A 15191-nucleotide genomic window follows, 5' to 3' on the forward strand; every position below is an offset into this window, starting at 1 on the left:
ACAAATCCTCGTTCTCTAAAATAATCTTCAAATACATTTAAAAATTCTTCTATTTTCATATTCATGACTGGCAGGACGTTTTTTTCATACAATTCATGATTCATTCCTATTAGATAAGCTAATTCAACTTTAAGTTCTTCTAAGTTTTTCATGCTCATTTTCTAGCTCCTCAATATTGATCATTTTAGTCTAAATTTATCATACTATTTCTCCATAATACTTGAAAGAAAATTACACAAGTAGGGCAGTGTAATAAACACTGCCCTACTCCTAAACCTTAGTTCACTTTTTTCGGTCCCTTCCAATGCATTTCTCTTAAGCGGTATTTTTGCAGCTTACCGGTTGCTGTTTTCGGCAAAGCCTCTACAAATTCCACCGCTTTCGGTGCTTTAAAATGGGCCATATTCGAGCGGCAAAACTCGATGATTTCCTTTTCGGTTGCCGTTTCCCCCGGCTGCAGGACGATTATCGCTTTTGGCACCTCGCCCCATTTTTCATCCGGAATGGCGATCACAGCCGTTTCCAATACAGCTGGATGTTTATATAGCACACCCTCAACCTCGGTTGATGAAATATTCTCACCGCCGGAAATGATCAAATCCTTGGCGCGGTCTTGAATTTCAATGTAACCATCAGGATAGGTTACTGCTAAATCACCGGTATGGAACCATCCATCCCTCATAGCCGCAGCGGTTGTTTCGGGATCTTTATAATATCCCGCCATCACCACATTACCGCGGGTGACGATTTCTCCTAATTCCTTCCCATTCCAAGCGACTTCTTCCCCATCCTGATGAACGACCTTTGTTTCCCCGTTAAAAGCAAGTTCAATTCCTTGTCTCGCCTTAATTGTTGCTTGATCCTCCGCGGATTTGGAATCAAATTCCCGCTTCCATTCACAATATAAAATGAACGGCGATGTTTCTGTCAAACCATATACATGAATCATATTTAAGCCAAGGATATCTTGGGCTTTTTTAATTAAAGCCGCTGCAGGCGGTGCTCCTGCTGTTGCCATCCGTAGGCTTGTCTTTATCTTGATTTCCTTTGCCTTCGAGTCATTCACCAGCATATTGACAACCGTCGGTGCACCACATAATAATGAAATTCTTTTTGTTTCAAAAAGCTCAAGAATGAGCGGCGGGTCAACTTTTCTTAGACATACATGAGTAGCACCAGCAGCCGTGATCGCCCAGACCCCGCCCCAGCCGTTCGCGTGGAACATCGGCAATGTATGAAGGTAGACATCATCATGATGGACATTCAAGTGATATAAAAAGTTAGCAGCATTCAAATAGTTGCTGCGGTGTGTTAGCATAACCCCTTTTGGTTTTGAAGTTGTTCCGCTCGTGTAATTTAATGTAAGAAGCTGATTTTCATCGTTTTCCACCACTGGGAAGTCCTCACCAGAATGTTCAAGGAAATCCTCATAAAAAACACCTTTTAATGAAGTATTTTGTCCTGATACTGGTACGATCACCATTTGTTCTAAGGATAGATTATCTGCTATTTCTTCAATTGGCTTTGTGAATTCCTCATCAACAATTAACATTTTTGCATCACTATGACGAATAATATACTCTAAATCATTGGCCGAAAGCCGATAATTTAACGGCACCATCACCGCACCAAGCTGGCCGATGCCATAAAAGCATTCCAGCATATAATGCGTATTTGGCAGCATCACAGCCACATGGTCGCCTTGACTGATCCCTGCTTGGTGTAAAGCAGCAGACAGCCGGTCAACACGTTTTCCGAATTCCTGATATGTAAATTCTTTTTCCCCATCCATAACAGCTATTTTTTGTGGGTAATACTTTATTGCCCTGCGCTTCCAGTCCAGTGGTGTTAATGGTGAAAACATGACAATCAGCTCCTATACTTAATAATAGAAAATTCATATAATTAAGTAATTCACCAAACCTTATAAATCTTCCTTCATTTATTCGCTATAAAAATAAAAAACGCAAATACGTTGCGATCAATTCGCTAGCATTTGCGTTTTTTATAAAATATGATGAATATGCATTAACGGCGGAATGAGCACAGCGCCCCAAATTAAGGTAATCATGGCGGCAAAAATCATTGCCAACGATGAAAATGTCGCTGCCTGCTCGCCATAATCCAAAGCTTTGTTCGTCCCTGCTCCATGAGCTGCCATACCCAATGCCAGGCCTTTAGCAATCGGTGTACTAATAGACAGCCATTTAAGGACGGACGGACCAACTACACCGCCAATTACACCTGTTAAAATCACGAATACCGTCGTCAATGTTGGCAGCCCGCCGATTTGCTTCGATACCTCAATAGCTATCGGAGTAGTAATCGACCTCGGTAGAATAGAGGTAACAAAGTCAGATTGTAAATGAATTAATTTTGACAAGCCCAAGGTTGAAAAAATCGCCACAAGTGTTCCACCTGTAATACTGACCAAAATGGTACCCAAATACTTTTTAATCGTCGGCAGGTGCCGATAAATCGGGACAGCAAAGGCTACAGTTGCCGGTCCTAACATATGTGAAAGCCATTTGGTGGCATCGAGATATTGATTCGCAGACACATGCGCAATCGAAATCAGGACGATTAATAGAATCGGTGCAACCAATAAAGGGTGGAAAAACGGAAGAGCCCATTTACTATAAACTTTTTTTGCTAAACGATAGAATAGAAACGTAATCACCGTAAACAGAACCGTCATCATCGCTGTACACTCTCCTTTCTTCTCATCATTATTTCGGCAATTACAGCTGTCATTCCAACAACAGTCATCGTACTGATTCCAATTAACATGACAATCTCGGCCCCTTGAAGGCTGATGATTTCATCATAATTGACAATCCCAACAGCAGAAGGAATAAAGAATAAAAGCAGCTCTGCCATGAGCCAATTTGCCCCTTTTTCCACCCATTCCAGTTTGATGATTTTCAAAAAAAGTGCTAGAAATAATAGACACAAACCAAACATGGAAGCTGGAATGGGAAGAGGTACCACTTCTTTCACCGCTGCTCCCAGAAACAAAAAGACATATATGATTAACACTTGTATGATTATTACTCCAAGTTTCATTGCAAAAAATCCTTTCTTGATTTCAACTATAGAGTAATAGTACGCTGATTCCCACCATTCGTAAAATACATATTCAGAATAAACGCAATAACCTAAGGTTATAATGATGCCTTAAGAATAAATTCCAGAAAAGTTCTTCCGGCATTGGAAAGATAGCGGTTCTTTTTCGTAATGACGGCTAAACTCCACATAATATCCTGCTTCAAGCTGATCATTTTAATATCAGGACTTGCTGCTCGGTTACAGATGGAGGCAGGCAGAATTGTCACACCAAGATTGGCTGCTACCATCTCGGTCATAAGATCCCATTGAGAACTTTTAAATAAGATTTTCGGCTCAAAACCAGCCTCAATAAAATGATTTCTCATGATTTTATTTAAGGCAAATTCTTCGTGGTAAAAAATAAATTCCTCATCCTTTAAATCCTTCAGGTCCACAACATGCCGGCCAGCTAATCGGTGTTCGGCATTCACCAATAGCTTCATTTCTTCCTCCACAATCGGATATACATGAAATTCCTGCTCGTCAATTGGCATCACAGCAACACCCAGTTCAAATTCTCCTTCCTCAACACTCTTCACCACTCTAGCACCGCCATATTCCGTAATATTCAATTGAACATTTGGGTAAGCCCGATGAAATTTGGCCATAATTTTTGGGAAAAATAATCCGCCGATAATTGGTGGAAGCCCAATATTTACCTCTCCCCTGTTTAGGTTTGTCATATCATTTAACGAGCTATTCATCTCATCCAGCAGCGCATTCATTTTCTGGGCATACTCAAGAACCACTTTTCCGGCGTCCGTTACATCACTAGTCATATTGGTACGAATGATTAACTTCATGCCGAGTTCTTCTTCTAAAGCCATAATTGATTTACTTAAGGCGGGCTGGGAAATATGCATGCTCTCCGCAGCCCTCGTCATGCTTTTATGCTTCGCCACTTCCAGAAATACTTTTAATTGCCTAAGCTCCAAACTAACACACCTCCTTATTTTAAAAAAACTGCCCCGCTAAAATGAGGGTAGTTATATGTAACCTTTTATTCAGAAATAAATTTCACAAACCGGTCCACTACATCATCAATAAAGTTAATCGTAGCTTCGTCTGTTAACTTCCCGTCTGCAAATTTAGTTCCCGCTTGGTTCACTAGAATTTCATTTCCAACCGGTGATAATAGTTTCACTTGCAGCGCTGTTAAAATTTGGCGTAAATGCAGCTGTGCCCGAAGTGTACCTGCTAATCCTGTTGCGGCACCGGCAGTCATTACAGGCTTGCCGATAAGCACCTTATCTACACGGGACAGCCAGTCAAGCGCATTTTTTAGCACTCCTGGAATGGACCAATTATACTCTGGCGTTACAATAATCACACCATCGGCTTCTTTGACTTTTCTTTTAAAATCAACAACAGCTTCTGAAGGATTATTTTCTTCATCCTGGTTATAATGCGGAAGAACACTAAGATCCAGAATTTCCAGATCGAATCTTTCCATGTTTCGTTCTTGAATGGTGGCAGCCAGCTGCTTGTTATATGAATCTTTCCTTAAACTGCCGACAATTGCGACGATTTTCATTCTCTATTCACACCTTTTCTGATTGGATATTATAACAATAATTAAATTATAGTAAACCATTTATGAAAAATTCAATTAATGAGTTTCGACTTGTAAAAATTAAAGGCTTTTGAACTATTCCAGCTCAACCATTTTTATTAATTTTCCCTACTTTTAAGAAACTAGACCAAAAGAAAAACATCTCCACATTTGGTGAAGATGTTCACATTCTTAGATAGTCCCCTCTGATTTTTTCTTAACGCCCGCTCCTGAAAAATTTCCAATCCGAACGATAAACCCAGTAATCAGAATTGTAATTAGCACCGGCAGCAGCCAGCCTAAACCTTGATTATATAACGGAAGTACCCGGTCATAAAACGCAATCACAGCTTTCATCCAGCCAAAATAATTAATTTTAAATAGATCGCAGAATGTTTTCAAGCCATCAATGATACTGATAAAAAATGTTACCACGATAGCTGCGGTATAAACTAATCTTGAATGGCGGAAAATCTTTGATAAAAATGTTAAAAGCATTAACGCAACTGCCAGCGGGTATAAGAACATTAACACTGGGATGGAGAAGTTAATGATATTTGATAAACCAAAATTCGCTATCACAAAACAAATAGTAGAAAAGAATAACACAAACTTTTTATAGCTGATCTTTGGAAATAAAGTATGGAAGTACTCCCCGCAGGCTGTCACTAATCCGATACTTGTTGTTAAGCAGGCTAGAAGGATAACGATTGACAGCATCACCGTACCCAACGATCCAAAATAATAGGATGCTGCTTTACCAAGCACTGGACCACCATTATCAAATAACCCGAATGTTCCCGTCGTTGTTGCTCCTAAATAAGCAATCCCCACATAGATTAGCCCTAAGAATAATACCGCTACAATTCCGGATTTCGCTGAAGTAACTAGAATCCCGCGTGCAGACGTAACTCCCATCGAACGGATCGCATTGATCACGATAATCCCGAATACCAGCGATGCGAGCGCGTCCATCGTGTTGTACCCTTCCATGAACCCTTTCATAAAAGCTCCATGGGCATAAGCTTCCTGCGGCGCTTCAATCGCCCCAATTGGTTTCACAAAAACCATGACTAATAAAATCAAAAGCAATACAATTATCGCAGGCGATAATATTTTCCCGACATTGTCGACAATCTTCGCTGGGTTTAAAGAAAACCACATTGTGACGATAAAAAACAATAGGGTGAAAACAAATAAGCCAATTTGACCATAGCCTTCACTGACAAAAGGCGCAATCCCGATATCATAGGCAACCGCCCCTGTTCTTGGTGCAGCAAAAAACGGTCCAATCGTTAAATATAAAAGTGCCGTAAAGATCACACCGTAAAGCGGATGTACTCTCCCTGCAAGCTCTTGTAGGTTTTTACTGCCGGAAACACCCATAGCTAATATTCCAAGGAACGGCAGGCCAATTCCGGTAACCAAGAAGCCCGCAACGGCAGGCCAAATATTAGAACCTGCTTGCTGTCCGAGTGATGCCGGAAATATTAAGTTCCCTGCTCCGAAAAATAAAGCAAACAACATAACTCCTATAACAAAATATTTCGAAAATGGTAATTTGTTTTGCATTAAAACTTTTTCCTCCTAATAAACAAACAATTAACTATTATAGCGCAAAAACAATAATACTATGTGCTTTGATAAAAATCAACCTATTTTAAGGATTATTTAGACAATTTAGATATAGGCGAAAAATGTATTTTCATGTCGAATAATTTTTCGTTTGATTGACATATTTTATATTTAAAAATATCAATATTATTGTGAAAACAGTTAATTTTCAGTCAGAAACTCTAGAACTATTTAAGATACCCATTTTATCTCCTTTATTTTTCTTTAAATTCTCAAAAAAACATCTTCCCATTGAATAAAAATTCTTTTAAAATTATTTTTATGCTAAATGATAGGAGGATTATTATGGGGTATTCAAATAGAGGTTTAAAACGATCTTTAGGGGTAGCACCGCTCGTTTTTTTAGGCCTAGCCTATATGTCACCATTTGCGGTTTTTGATACTTTTGGAGTAGTTTCCGAGGCGACACATGGACATGTTCCTGCATCTTATATATTAATAACAATCGCCATCTTATTTACAGCTTTGAGTTATGGAAAAATGGTGAAAATTTATCCTGATGCAGGTTCCGCATATACATATACGAAAAAAACAATGAACCCGCAGCTTGGATTTCTAGTAGGCTGGTCTGCACTATTAGACTATTTATTTTTACCGATGATCAATGCACTGCTTGCGGGAATTTATTTGTCCGCTAGCTTTCCGGGTGTTCCTGTATGGGTTTGGGTGGTTGGTTTGGCCGTACTAATCACAATTATGAACCTCGCGGGAATTAAAATCGCTGTATCTGCTAATACATTGTTTGTTCTTTTTCAGCTTTTGGTAGCCATCCTGTTTGTCATCCTTACAATACGCACTATTCTTTTGGGAGATGGTGCGGCTGGTTTTGCCCTAAATCCCTTTTATTCAGAAGATATTAAGGTGAACCTACTATTCTCAGGTGCATCAATCCTGGCCCTGTCCTTTCTTGGTTTTGATGCGGTTACGACTTTGGCGGAGGAAACAATAAACCCGAAGAAAAACATTCCAAAGGCCATTTTTCTTATCGCCTTAATCGGCGGCATCTTTTTTATTGCCGTTACGTATTTCATGCAAAGTCTGTATCCGGACGTTTCCCTTTTTAAGGACATTGAAGGAGCCTCACCTGAGATTGCTAAACATATTGGCGGCATTATGTTCCAATCAATTTTTACAAGCGGCGCACTGATATCTGTTCTTGCCTCTGGGCTAGCCGCGCAAACAAGTGCATCCCGGTTGTTATTTGCCATGGGTCGTGACGGCGTCCTGCCAAAGAAATGGTTCGGCATGCTTCATAAAAAATATCAAACACCGATATTTAATATTATTTTCGTCGGAATCATCTCTTTAAGTGCCTTATTTTTGGATTTAACGACAGCTACGTCGCTGATCAATTTCGGTGCTTTTACAGCCTTTACGTTCGTTAATTTGTCTGTGATTGTGCATTATTTTAAAAATAATGACTTGCTGAGTCGATCCAGTATTCTTGATTACCTTATCTTCCCATCCATCGGGGTTGCATTCATGATTTACCTTTGGATAAGTCTAGATCCTTTAGCAGTCCTATTCGGTCTATCATGGTTTGCTATTGGTTTAGGATATTTATTGTGGGTTACAAAAGGATTTAAGATTCAGCCTCCGGAATATGAATTTGTGGAGAACTAATTAAATTTTTGTATTGGAAAAAGCGATAAAAATGAGTGTTTTATCGCTTTTTTAGTCGCATGTAGGTTTACATAATAATGTTATTTATTATCACTTGATTAAAAAGTAAGCATTTTTCTATCTGGCTTTTTCACGAACCCATATTTCTAAAAGTTTCACGTTTTTTCTCTTTTTTTTCCAATGCCACATTATGTTTTTCTTCAATCCAAAGGCTAATTTTAGCTAAGATAAATGTTATAAAGACGGAAGCAAAAACAATGCCGTAAAATCCCGCCCCAATTCCTATCCCAACACCCCCTGCAAAGAACACCATAGCTGCAGATGTTAAACCTTTTACGCGTAATCCATCTTTTAAAATTAGACCTGCACCTAAAAATCCAAGTCCGGAAACTATTTGGGCAGCAAGACGCATGGGATCCATCCGATTATTCATATTTGAATCACCAAAAAACTCAGCACTATAGATAGAAACAATCGTTATTAAAGTACATGATACGGATACATAGGTAAAAGTTTTTAAACCTGCGGGCTTATTTTTTGCACTGCGGTCCCAGCCAATGAACATCCCAAGAAGAGCACTTATAACTAACCTTAGATAGATCTCAATATTTTTCATAAAATGCTCTTCATAAAAAATCCCTAAATGATCCATCATACCGCCCCCATTATCGACAATCTTTTTGTCTTTAATCCAGAGAGTAGAGATTCTTTTAATAAAATTTGGTGCCTGACACCAAATAGCTATCCTAACGGTTTCATAATTCGTTCTCGTTTTTCAAAGGTTGCTATACTGGTAACCCCTTTATTTAGTAATGTTGTAGTATTTAAATCAATATATGCTCCGATGTCATCTGGAAAATGAGAGTCGGAGGAGGTGGTTAAGGCAACCCCTTTATCTATTAATACATCTAGAAATCTAGGACTTGGACACATTTCTTTAACTGGATAGCGATAATATAAACCGGCATTTATTTCTGTGGCTGTATCGGTTTCAATTAAAGCTCTGGCAATCTTTTCGTAATAAGGGAGAAGAAGTTTTTCATCTGGACGGTAATTGAATACCTTCAAATTATCCAAGTGTGCTACAAAGTTAAACAACTTACTGCGAATAGCTTTTTCTACAACATTGAAAAAATCTTCATATAAACCTTCTAAATTATATTCGTTAAATAACTCTTGTGTATCCGGGTTATCGAATCCCCATCCATGAATAAAATGGACGGAACCGATTGCATAATCCCATTCAAATTGTTCAAGCAGCTTCTTTAGTTCTTCCTCTCCACCTGGAAAATAATCTGCTTCGATTCCTAGTTTAAGAATGATTCCTTGCTTCTCCCAGCGTTGTTTTGCTTCAGATATTGCACTAACAAAATCACTCATGGATTCTGTCATTACTTGGCTTAGCCATTTTCGCTGTTTATTCCCAAGGTCAGTATTGCTTGTGTCGATATATTTTTCAAAATATGCTTTGGTTTCTTTAAAGCGATAAAGATGATCGACAATTCCCACTTCACGTAATCCCTTTCGTTTTGCCTCTGTTAAATAAAGGTCAATCCAAGACGCATCATAGGAACCCTTTTGTATACGGTCCCTAAGCCGGGACATACTTTTATGCATCCATTCAATCGAATGGACTTTTTCAGTCAGGGGGTTAAAATAATCTAATGCCTTATTCGTTCTATCTAGCCATCGTAATGAATACGGACCCTCTTCTAAATGTAAATGATAATCAACCTTCATGATGCTCCTCCCCTCCTGGCGATATCCATTGAATCATTGTATCTAACTCCTTTTGTTTCCAAGAAAATGGCATTTCCTCGTCACAAATAATATAATCAACCGTTGATAAAGAGCAAATTTTATAAAAAGACTCATGGTCAACTTTCGAGGAGTCCGCCAGTACAAATACTTGATTGGCTCTTTCAATCATGACGGTGGAAACCATACATTCTTCAAAGTCGTAATCACTGACATTGTTTGTGGTTATCCCACCACAGGAAAGAAATAGTTTATCAAACCGAAATGATTCGAGCATTTTACAGGTTAAAGCTCCTACGATTGATTTTTGTGCCGGATTGGTGGTACCGCCAAGGACAATAATTTTCCCATCAAACTCCTGACTTTCTAACCGGTTATTTAATTCTTCTGCAGCAGCAAGCGAATTCGTTACAATTGTCAGGTCCTTGACACCTGTTATAGCCTTTGCAATATGAATCGTTGTGGTACCTACATCGATCATAATGGTATCACCGTCTTGAATAAACTCCGCCGCTTTCCTGCCAATCGCTTCTTTTTCCTTTGCTCTTACGTTCATTTTTTTGATAAAATGTGGTTCATTATTGGTTTGGAGATATCTAACGGCGCCGCCATGGACTCTTTTTAGTTTTTTCTCCTTTTCCAATGTATCTAAATCTCTACGAATGGTTTCAGGTGCGACTCCTAATTCTTGAGCGAGAGAGGCTACCAATACCTTTTTCTCTCTTTCTAATTGCTCTAAGATATATTGCTGCCGGTCATTTAATAGTAAACTCATGTTAGTGGAATCACATCCTTACGGTTAAGATATAAAGTTTTTGTCTCGCGTTTTTGGGAATCTTCCTCCATTTTGTGCAAATGATCTGCAATAAAACAAATGTTATTTGCCTCTAATTCATATCGAGTGATATTACCGAGCATGGTCATTTTTTGAATTTTGCCTGTTATTTCATAACCATCTTTAACTGGTACTTCACTGAATGCTTCAGGTCTAATTGCATATATATCCCTCGTATAACCTTTATCGTCATTAAATAAATTCGATATTTCCTTTCTGCTCAAAACATTATAGTTTCCAATAAAGCGAGCTACAAATTCGCTAGCGGGACGAGTATAAATTTCATGCGGTGATCCACTTTGAGCAATATGTCCCTTATTCATAATATAAATATAGTCACTAACGGCCATGGCCTCTTCCTGGTCATGTGTCACCAAAATTGTTGTCATATTTAGTTCCTGCTGAATGCTGCGGAGTTGTTTTTGCAAATTTTTACGAATTTGTGCATCTAGGGCACTAAGTGGTTCATCAAGCAATAAAACTTTTGGTTGTGTTACCAGTGAGCGGGCTAATGCAACACGCTGCTGCTGACCGCCTGACAACTCACGGGGATACGACCTTTCTTTCCCTGTCAATTCAACTAGTTCGATAACTCGGGCTACGTTTTGTTTAATTATCTCCTTGTCGAGCTTCTTCATTTTCAAACCAAATTCAATATTCTCCTGAACAGTCATGTTTGGAAAAAGCGCATACGATTGAAACACCATGCCCACTTGACGGTCTTTAGGCTTTACCTCCGTAACGTTTTTTCCATCAATATGAATTGTACCCTCATCCGGATGGATCAGACCCGCAATAGTCCGTAACAGTGTGCTTTTCCCACACCCACTCGGACCTAACAATGTAACGAATTCCCCTTCCTTAATCGAAAGATTCAAATGGTGCAATACTGTTTCATTGTTAAAAGACTTTTTGATCTTCTCTATTGTTAAAAAACTCATTTATACAGTCTCCTTTTTTTGCCGAGTCATTTTTATCATAATGGCTGAAAGAATACTAATTAAGATAAAGTAGCATACAACAATCGCACTTGCGATATGACCACTCTGGCTTAACTTTTGATATAAATAGATTTGGACTGTGACAAAATGTCCCCCAACCAATAAATTAATAAGAACAAATTCTCCAAATAAGATTGAAAATGAGAGTAAAGATGAAACGAGAATTCCAGAAATAATATTTGGAACAATTACTTTTACAAAGGCTGTATACCGGCTTGCCCCCAATATTTCCGCGGCTTCCATCAAAACTTCAGCATTTATATTTCTTAATGAATTTCGTGTTCCTTGATACATATAAGGAAGGATGCCAACGAAATAAGCACCGATTGTAATTAACACCATTGAAACTCCACTTGTCGAATAAGCTCTAATTAAGCCAACGGCAAGGATAATTCCAGGCATGGCAAAAGTCATGACAACGAGAGATTGAACTATTTTCTCTAGCTTTGGTGCATATAAGATAATGGAAAATATGGCGGGAACCATAATAACAAGTGTTAAAATAGTCGCACCCAGTGACAAAATCAGCGATCGGCCTAATGATTCCAGGAACCGTATATCGCCAAATAATTCAATATACCATTTTAATGTTAAGCCTTCCGGTAAAATGGTTTTATGCCAGGAAGTAGCAAAGGAATAAAGGAAGGTACCTAATAATGGAATCAATAAGTACAAAACCACAATTCCAATTGTTATATAATGATAGAATGATTTTTTCATGATAAATCCCTCCGAATCCTTCGGGTCAACCATTCATTTATGAGTAATGCGATTATCAATGTTAAACCTAACAAAGTTGCGATGGCACTTCCTAACTCCGGTCTAGCAAAAATGTCACCTGTTGTAAGGGCACCGATTCGAATGGTCACTAGATTATAAGTGCTTCCTGTCAAAGCAAATGCTGAAGCATAAGCCCCCATTGCGTTTGCAAACAAAATACTAAACGTACCGGCAATACTAGGCATAATAATTGGAACACCAATTCTTAACCAAAACTGTGATGGAGAAGCTCCAAGAAGGGCTGCTGCCTCTTTCCATTGTACTTGGATCCCCTGATAAACAGGGTAAATCAGCATTACCGCCAGCGGCAGCTGAAAATAAATATAAATAAGGACTAATCCTGACCAAGAGTATAAATTAAATGAATTTAATAAATCCCAGCCAAAATGTTTAAATAACAATGTAAACAAACCGCTGTTTCCTAAGATTACAATAAAAGCAAACGCTAGAGGAATTCCAGCGAAATTTGCAGTAAGGTTTGCAAATACGAGGATTCTATCCTGTATTTTTTTTGAAAAAAGGGTTATTGAGTAAGTAGCAAATACAGCAAGGACTACTGCGATTATACTTGACAAAAAGCTGATGATAATACTATTTTTAAACGCCTGATGATAGTATGTGTTTTGAAATACTTCCAAATATTGATTAAATGTAAACCCTGATCCACCATTCCCTTGGAAACTGCTATAAAGCATAAAGAATAGCGGGACAAATAAAAATAATAAAACGAAAATTACAAACGGGATGATACTGACGAGAAGCATTCCATTTATTCTTTTCATTATAAAAACCCCTCCTTTCGAATCTTACAAGCGGAATCTTTCTGTTAATAAAGGTATAAACAAACGCCTTCTAAATAGAAGGCGCACCTTTTAAAATAGGAATGGTTAGTTGCTGCATCGCTTGAGATGATTGAATATTTAATAACTCACATGCTAAAGGAGCAATTTGTAATTGTGGAATTTCCTCTTCATAAATCCCCGGTTTCAGCCGATCACTGATAATATATAATGGTACATCTCTATCAGCGGGCGTTGTACCGCCGTGTTCACCATCATTATTCATACCATGATCAGCGGTTACAATGATTTGGTACCCCTTTTCTATCCAGACTGGAAGGAAGCTTGCCAAGATCATATCTACCCTTATAACTCGGTTTCGATATTCCATTGAGTCAGCCGTGAATTTATGACCATCGTCATCAATATTCATGGAGTGAACATATAAGAAATCCGGGTCATAAGTATTTAATAGAAAATTAGCATCCGCAAACAAATGATTATCCGGATAATGATCCTCCCAATAAAAGATTCCTCTTTCAATTGGTTTTTGCCCATCAAGTTGAATACGATCTGTACTCGGATCAAATGGAGCCGAATTGTATAGCTCGCTTACCCAATAGTAAGATGCTGTCGCATTCTTAAGCCCATGCTTCTTAGTCAAATGAAATAAACTTTCTTCATGTGAAAGACGCACTGTTTTATTTGTGGTGATACCATTTTTGTAAACTGGCGTCCCTGTTAATAATACCTCATAGAGCGGGCGTGAGAGGCTTGGCAATTCCGATTTAACTTTAAAGCGCGAAGCCTTTCCCTTTTCTATTAAATGATGTAAATATCCCATTTGGCTTACAGCTGTATCAAACCTCAAGCCATCTAACATAATAAAAACCAGTTTATTGGACATTAATTAACACCTTGCTCTCCCATAGTTCTAGCAATTTTGGAATAGTTTGTTCCCATGCTTTCATGTCTTTAACAGGTCTAACGTTTTTGTACATTTCATCTGGCAGAAGCTTTGCTTTTGCGTCTTCTGGAAGTTTAACATTTTCACGAATAGGTCTTGCATAACCCCGAGCTAAGTTTGCCTGTCCTTCATCCGAAAAAATATATTCTCTTGCCAGCATCGCAGCATGTGGATGTTTTGCATATTTATTAATGACTGATGCATACCCAGACATTACTGATACTTCTTCTGGAATGGTAACATCAAAACGATTGGTATCAATTTTGTCACGATAACCTAGTCCATTAAAGTCCCAAATAAGTGCGACATCTTCTTCCCCTTTTTCCAATGTTGTTACTTTCGGATCAGTTGTAACGAGTCGGCCCTTCTTAGCTAACTTTTCAAAAAAGTCAATCCCCGGCTGAATATTCGCCTCATCTCCACCAAAGGCATAAGCAGCAGCTAAGACGGCAAACTGACCTTGGCTTGCTTTTAGAACATCTCCTGTGGTCACCTTAAAGTCTCCGTTTTCGAGGTCTTTCCAAGATTTTGGAGGATTCTTTACCTTTGTTTTATCTGTAATAAACGCGATTGTACCTGTATAACCTACCATCCAGTGACCTTCATCATCTTTTGCCCAATCCGGTACTTCATCCCAATAGGATGTTTTATATGGAAGAGTAAGTCCTTTTTCTTTTGCAAGCGGCCCAAAATTAATTCCAACATCCCCAATATCAGCAGATGCATTTTCCTTTTCCGACTCAAACTTTGCAAGCTCTTCAGCACTAGACATATCCGTGTCTGTGTGAATAATATTGTATTTTGATTTCAGGTCATCCCATGTTTGCTTCCAGTTTGCCCATTGATCGGGCATACCGACGGAATTAAGTTTTCCTTCTTCCTTTGCTTTCTTTGTAATTTCTTCAAGGGAGAGATTGGTAGTATCTACCTCTTTCGATTCTGTTTTAGTAGTACTTGAACAACCTGTAAATAATGAAACTGATAGAATTCCAACTGCAGCCATTTTCAATAATGAGCCTTTTTTCATAAAAAAGATTTCCCCCTAACATTTTAATTATTTGTTTATATTTGTTTGTTAGGTTAAATTCGAATGAAACAAACCGAAAACGATATCAAACAAATATTAAGATTATGTTATACCATATTTATGTGA

16 protein-coding genes (1 of these 16 running past the window's edge) are annotated in these 15191 nt (G+C 38.4%); 1 reads left to right on the forward strand and 15 read right to left on the reverse strand.

The genetic code is table 11. From position 1 onward, the window contains the following. The 7 genes from A6749_RS00760 to brnQ all read right to left on the reverse strand — a co-directional run. Positions 1 to 158, reverse strand: partial view of a hypothetical protein gene (locus A6749_RS00760; protein ID WP_066383592.1) — the 5' portion only. The gene continues 316 nt to the left of window position 1, outside the view; the window shows 158 of its 474 coding nt (coding positions 1-158); the start codon lies at positions 156 to 158; the stop codon falls past the left edge of the window. 119 nt (positions 159 to 277) lie between these two features. Beyond that, positions 278 to 1864: a long-chain-fatty-acid--CoA ligase gene (locus tag A6749_RS00765; protein ID WP_066383595.1), complete on the reverse strand. Its 1587-nt coding sequence runs from the start codon at positions 1862 to 1864 to the stop codon at positions 278 to 280. 141 nt (positions 1865 to 2005) lie between these two features. After that, the gene (locus tag A6749_RS00770; protein WP_066383598.1) at positions 2006 to 2701 is read right to left on the reverse strand and encodes an LrgB family protein; all 696 of its coding nucleotides are present in this window, start codon (positions 2699 to 2701) and stop codon (positions 2006 to 2008) included. Continuing rightward, positions 2698 to 3066 carry a CidA/LrgA family protein gene (locus tag A6749_RS00775; RefSeq protein ID WP_066383608.1) on the reverse strand — a complete coding sequence of 123 codons (369 nt, stop codon included), beginning with the start codon at positions 3064 to 3066 and terminating at the stop codon, positions 2698 to 2700. Before A6749_RS00775 ends, A6749_RS00770 begins: the two co-directional genes overlap by 4 nt. A gap of 98 nt (positions 3067 to 3164) precedes the next feature. Further along, the gene (locus tag A6749_RS00780) at positions 3165 to 4043 is read right to left on the reverse strand and encodes a LysR family transcriptional regulator (protein WP_066383610.1); all 879 of its coding nucleotides are present in this window, start codon (positions 4041 to 4043) and stop codon (positions 3165 to 3167) included. Between the two features lie 65 nt (positions 4044 to 4108). Next, positions 4109 to 4642: an NADPH-dependent FMN reductase gene (locus A6749_RS00785; RefSeq protein ID WP_066383612.1), complete on the reverse strand. Its 534-nt coding sequence runs from the start codon at positions 4640 to 4642 to the stop codon at positions 4109 to 4111. A 210-nt stretch (positions 4643 to 4852) separates the two neighbouring features. After that, positions 4853 to 6232, reverse strand: a complete 1380-nt coding sequence (gene brnQ, locus A6749_RS00790) for a branched-chain amino acid transport system II carrier protein (RefSeq protein WP_066383614.1) — start codon at positions 6230 to 6232, stop codon at positions 4853 to 4855. Positions 6233 to 6580: 348 nt separating this feature from the next. Between brnQ and A6749_RS00795 the strand changes: the two genes are divergently transcribed. Beyond that, positions 6581 to 7918: an APC family permease gene (locus A6749_RS00795; RefSeq protein ID WP_066383620.1), complete on the forward strand. Its 1338-nt coding sequence runs from the start codon at positions 6581 to 6583 to the stop codon at positions 7916 to 7918. 130 nt (positions 7919 to 8048) lie between these two features. Here A6749_RS00795 and A6749_RS00800 read toward each other — a convergent pair whose 3' ends face one another. The 8 genes from A6749_RS00800 to A6749_RS00835 all read right to left on the reverse strand — a co-directional run bounded on the left by A6749_RS00800 (position 8049) and on the right by A6749_RS00835 (position 15065). After that, positions 8049 to 8570, reverse strand: coding sequence for an MgtC/SapB family protein (locus A6749_RS00800; protein ID WP_066383622.1), 522 nt, complete (start codon positions 8568 to 8570; stop codon positions 8049 to 8051). Between the two features lie 89 nt (positions 8571 to 8659). Beyond that, entirely contained in the window at positions 8660 to 9658 is a 999-nt protein-coding gene (locus A6749_RS00805; protein WP_066383624.1) for a histidinol phosphate phosphatase domain-containing protein, read from the reverse strand. Beyond that, entirely contained in the window at positions 9648 to 10451 is an 804-nt protein-coding gene (locus A6749_RS00810; RefSeq protein ID WP_066383627.1) for a DeoR/GlpR family DNA-binding transcription regulator, read from the reverse strand. The genes A6749_RS00805 and A6749_RS00810 overlap by 11 nt, the downstream gene beginning before the upstream one ends. Further along, positions 10448 to 11452, reverse strand: coding sequence for an ABC transporter ATP-binding protein (locus A6749_RS00815; RefSeq protein WP_066383634.1), 1005 nt, complete (start codon positions 11450 to 11452; stop codon positions 10448 to 10450). The genes A6749_RS00810 and A6749_RS00815 overlap by 4 nt, the downstream gene beginning before the upstream one ends. Further along, entirely contained in the window at positions 11453 to 12232 is a 780-nt protein-coding gene (locus tag A6749_RS00820; RefSeq protein WP_066383637.1) for an ABC transporter permease, read from the reverse strand. It lies immediately after the preceding gene. Continuing rightward, positions 12229 to 13074: an ABC transporter permease gene (locus A6749_RS00825; RefSeq protein WP_066383639.1), complete on the reverse strand. Its 846-nt coding sequence runs from the start codon at positions 13072 to 13074 to the stop codon at positions 12229 to 12231. Before A6749_RS00825 ends, A6749_RS00820 begins: the two co-directional genes overlap by 4 nt. A 70-nt stretch (positions 13075 to 13144) precedes the next feature. Then, on the reverse strand, positions 13145 to 13978 hold the full coding sequence (locus A6749_RS00830) for an alkaline phosphatase family protein (protein WP_066383654.1): 834 nt from the start codon (positions 13976 to 13978) through the stop codon (positions 13145 to 13147). Then, positions 13968 to 15065, reverse strand: a complete 1098-nt coding sequence (locus A6749_RS00835) for an ABC transporter substrate-binding protein (protein WP_066383657.1) — start codon at positions 15063 to 15065, stop codon at positions 13968 to 13970. The genes A6749_RS00830 and A6749_RS00835 overlap by 11 nt, the downstream gene beginning before the upstream one ends. Positions 15066 to 15191 lie beyond the last annotated feature (126 nt).

This window comes from Neobacillus mesonae (genome assembly GCF_001636315.1).
In the GTDB taxonomy this organism is placed as follows: Bacteria; Bacillota; Bacilli; order Bacillales; family Cytobacillaceae; genus Neobacillus; species Neobacillus mesonae.

Bases quoted from the DNA above. Each gene is read 5' to 3' on its own strand.
- A6749_RS00785 (WP_066383612.1), bottom strand. From the start codon at position 4,642: ATGAAAATCGTCGCAATTGTCGGCAGTTTAAGGAAAGATTCATATAAC.
- A6749_RS00800 (WP_066383622.1), bottom strand. From the start codon at position 8,570: ATGGATCATTTAGGGATTTTTTATGAAGAGCATTTTATGAAAAATATT.
- A6749_RS00805 (WP_066383624.1), bottom strand. From the start codon at position 9,658: ATGAAGGTTGATTATCATTTACATTTAGAAGAGGGTCCGTATTCATTA.
- A6749_RS00835 (WP_066383657.1), bottom strand. From the start codon at position 15,065: ATGAAAAAAGGCTCATTATTGAAAATGGCTGCAGTTGGAATTCTATCA.
- A6749_RS00825 (WP_066383639.1), bottom strand. From the start codon at position 13,074: ATGAAAAGAATAAATGGAATGCTTCTCGTCAGTATCATCCCGTTTGTA.
- brnQ (WP_066383614.1), bottom strand. From the start codon at position 6,232: ATGCAAAACAAATTACCATTTTCGAAATATTTTGTTATAGGAGTTATG.
- A6749_RS00810 (WP_066383627.1), bottom strand. From the start codon at position 10,451: ATGAGTTTACTATTAAATGACCGGCAGCAATATATCTTAGAGCAATTA.
- A6749_RS00815 (WP_066383634.1), bottom strand. From the start codon at position 11,452: ATGAGTTTTTTAACAATAGAGAAGATCAAAAAGTCTTTTAACAATGAA.
- A6749_RS00820 (WP_066383637.1), bottom strand. From the start codon at position 12,232: ATGAAAAAATCATTCTATCATTATATAACAATTGGAATTGTGGTTTTG.
- A6749_RS00795 (WP_066383620.1), top strand. From the start codon at position 6,581: ATGGGGTATTCAAATAGAGGTTTAAAACGATCTTTAGGGGTAGCACCG.
- A6749_RS00775 (WP_066383608.1), bottom strand. From the start codon at position 3,066: ATGAAACTTGGAGTAATAATCATACAAGTGTTAATCATATATGTCTTT.
- A6749_RS00765 (WP_066383595.1), bottom strand. From the start codon at position 1,864: ATGTTTTCACCATTAACACCACTGGACTGGAAGCGCAGGGCAATAAAG.
- A6749_RS00770 (WP_066383598.1), bottom strand. From the start codon at position 2,701: ATGATGACGGTTCTGTTTACGGTGATTACGTTTCTATTCTATCGTTTA.
- A6749_RS00830 (WP_066383654.1), bottom strand. From the start codon at position 13,978: ATGTCCAATAAACTGGTTTTTATTATGTTAGATGGCTTGAGGTTTGAT.